The sequence below is a fragment of the Arthrobacter sp. Hiyo1 genome (genome assembly GCF_001263615.2).
Lineage (GTDB): Bacteria > Actinomycetota > Actinomycetes > Actinomycetales > Micrococcaceae > Arthrobacter.
In genome coordinates, this window is sequence record NZ_DF952470.1 from 23,858 (window position 1) to 27,007 (window position 3,150).

The window sequence follows — 3,150 nt, forward strand, 5'->3', positions numbered from 1 at the left end:
CCCGTGCTCGCGTCCGGGCGGTGTCCTTGCTGGGGCCAGCTCCTGGCCGCGGCGGAGTTCGATTCCGTGAATCCTGTGGAGTTCACCGGCGTGAACCCTGTGGAGTTCGCCGCGGGGGAGGGGCCGAGGGGATCGTAGAACAAGCCATTCCCTGGTTTCATTGATGCCCTGTTCCTTTCATGCCATCGTCGGCTGCTCAGTTTTTCCGGGCGGACGGCTCCAACGCGGGCCGGAGGCGTCCGCCATTGCTCCAAACTATCGGCCGGTGATTTCGGAGGTTTGTGCACCTCGTTTCGATCCTGTTAAGCGCTGGGTTGGGACGCTGCCTCCGGCGTGGTCCCGGGCTGCGATAAACTTGGTATCTTGGCTGGCGCGCAAATCGTGCCACTCCCTGAGTTGGCCCCGGCCCACGCGGGGCCCGTATCCAGCCTCCATTCCACGTTCGGCCCGTCGTTCCAGTGCGGGCAACGCCCAGATCGCAGCGAAAGTAGCACCGTGTCCCAAGAAGTCCTGAGCCCCGCCCGAGTCCAGGAAATTCACCATGAGGCCTCCCGGCGTCGGACTTTCGCGGTCATCTCGCACCCGGACGCCGGCAAGTCCACGCTCACGGAAGCCCTCGCCCTGCATGCCAAGGTCATCGGCACCGCCGGTGCGTCGAGCGGCAAGGCCAACCGCAAGGAAACTGTTTCCGACTGGATGCAGATGGAAAAGGACCGCGGTATTTCCATCAGCTCCGCGGCGTTGCAGTTCTCCTACCGGGACACCGTGATCAACCTGCTGGACACCCCGGGCCACGCCGACTTCTCCGAGGACACCTACCGCGTACTGGCCGCCGTCGACTGCGCAGTGATGCTGGTGGACGCCGCCAAGGGCCTGGAAACACAGACCATGAAGCTCTTCGAGGTCTGCAAGCAGCGCAACCTGCCGATCATCACGGTCATCAACAAATGGGACCGCCCGGGCCTCGACGCGCTCGCCCTGATGGACGAGATCACGGAACGCACCGGACTCCAGCCCATGCCCTTGACGTGGGCCGTGGGCATTTCCGGCGACTTCCGTGGAGTCTGGGACCTGCGGAATGACCGCTTCGCACGGTTCGCTCGCAACAACGCCGGCGCCAACATCGCCATCACCGAGTACTTCACCCCGGAAGAAGCAGCCGAGACCCAGGGCGACAACTGGAGCGACGCCGTCGACGAAGCCGGACTCGTGATCGAATCAAACCTCGAGTTCAACGTGGAGAGCTTCCACGCCGGAACGGCAACGCCCATCCTCTTCAGCTCGGCGGCCTTGAACTTCGGGGTCAAGGAGATCCTGGATGCCCTGGTGGACTTCGCGCCCCCGGCAGCACCCCGCCCCGACGTTGACGGCGAGCCCCGTTCCGTTGACGCTCCCTTTGCCGGGTTTGTCTTCAAGGTCCAGGCCGGCATGAACAAGGCCCACCGCGACCACGTTGCCTTCATCCGGGTGTGCTCCGGCGTCTTTGAGCGCGGCATGGTGGTCACGCAGACGCGCACCGGGAAGTCCTTCGCCACCAAGTACGCCCAGCAGGTGTTCGGGCGCGAACGCGAAGTCATCGACGAGGCCTACCCCGGGGACGTTGTCGGCTTGGTGAACGCGTCCTCACTCCGCGTTGGAGACAGCCTGTTCCTGGAAGAACCCGTGGAATTCCCCGCCATTCCGCTCTTCGCCCCCGAGCATTTCCAGGTGGCCAGGTCCCAGGACCCCAGCCGCTTCAAGCAGTTCCGCCGCGGCATCGAACAGCTTGAGCATGAAGGCGTCATCCAGGTGCTCCGTTCCGACGTCCGAGGCGACCAGGCACCCGTGCTCGCCGCTGTGGGTCCCATGCAGTTCGAAGTGGTTGAAGACCGCATGGCCCACGACTTCAACGCCCCGATGCGCTTGGAGCGCCTCCCGTACTCAATGGCGAGGATCTCGACGGCGGAGGCCATGCCGGCGCTTGCCAACGTCCCGGGCGCTGAGGTGCTGTTGAGGTCCGACGGCGAATACCTCGCGTTGTTCAACGATGTCTGGGCTCTCCGCCGCATCGAGAAGAACCACCCGAAGCTCACGCTGGTCCCGATCGGCACGCACAACCCCGCGAAATAGTTCAGTAGCTTACTTGGCGTTCGAGCTTGTTTCCCAGCCCCAGCGTGGCGAGGCTCACCACGAGGAATCCTATGGAGATCGCGACGGCGAAGACCGCCACTCCGCCCCAACCGCCGGCGCGCACAGGGTCGATGAACCAGTAGGCGTACCAGTTGACGAATGAGCCGCGGACCAGGCTGTAGACGAGGTACGCAACCGGGTAGAGCAACCAATACCAGAGGTGCTTGACGGTCAGCCTGGATCGCGGAGGCTGGAACAGCCAGTCGGCCACCATGACAACCGGCATGAGGTAGTGGACTACGAAGTTGACCCACGGTAGCAGGGAGCCGAGGTCCTGTCCTGCGAGGAGCGCGCCGAAGACGAGTCCCACAACGGCCATGGCGATCGTGGCAGTGCCCCGGGTGGCGTCGTCGAGTTCGCTTGGCCGCTTGCCAGCCAGCACGCGGTAGCCGCTGATCAACAGCACCACCGACGCGAAGATGTTGGACAGGTTGGTGAAGTAGCTAAAGAAGTTCCACGGATCGAAGCCCAGGCCGATGTGGACCGTGAGCTGCGTCCCGACCGCTGCAAGGGTCAGGAGGGCAAAGAAGAGGCGTCCCCCAATGAGCACATTTCTTTTGGTCATGGGGACAATCTTCCGGTGGCCACGGCTAAGGCACGCGCCCGACACTCCGAGACCAAGCCAGCCGCTAGGTGATCAGCAGTTCCAAGGCCTCGGCCAGGTGTGCCACTTCGCGGACCGAGAAACCCTCCGGGATGGGCCCCGGTCCGTTGGGGCTGGCGGGCACCACCGCGTGGGTGAACCCAAGCCGCTGCGCCTCGTGGATGCGCTGGTTGATCCCTGGAACGGGACGGACCTCGCCGGCCAGGCCGACCTCGCCGAAGGCAATGAGCCTCTGAGGCAGTGCCTTCCGCGCCTTCGCCGAGGCCACGGCAAGCGCTACCGCAAGGTCGGTGGCCGGTTCGCTCAATTTCACTCCTCCGACTTGTGGCCACGTAGGAGTCGTCCTTGTGCAGGATGCAACCGGCCCTTTGTTGAAG

General features: G+C 64.3%; 2 protein-coding genes and 1 pseudogene. 1 reads left to right on the forward strand and 2 read right to left on the reverse strand.

Annotation, left to right across the window (positions count from 1 at the left end; all coding sequences use genetic code 11):
- Window positions 1-495: 495 nt before the first annotated feature.
- Window positions 496-2,109: a peptide chain release factor 3 gene (locus tag AHiyo1_RS09075; protein WP_059388347.1), complete on the forward strand. Its 1,614-nt coding sequence runs from the start codon at window positions 496-498 to the stop codon at window positions 2,107-2,109.
- A gap of 1 nt (window position 2,110) precedes the next feature.
- Here AHiyo1_RS09075 and AHiyo1_RS09080 read toward each other — a convergent pair whose 3' ends face one another.
- Window positions 2,111-2,734, reverse strand: a complete 624-nt coding sequence (locus tag AHiyo1_RS09080) for a Pr6Pr family membrane protein (RefSeq protein WP_059388348.1) — start codon at window positions 2,732-2,734, stop codon at window positions 2,111-2,113.
- Between the two features lie 64 nt (window positions 2,735-2,798).
- Window positions 2,799-3,150: pseudogene (locus AHiyo1_RS26475) on the reverse strand (magnesium chelatase domain-containing protein); the annotation flags it as partial.

Coding starts and splice junctions, on each gene's coding strand:
- AHiyo1_RS09080 (WP_059388348.1), bottom strand. CDS start 2,734: ATGACCAAAAGAAATGTGCTCATTGGGGGACGCCTCTTCTTTGCCCTC.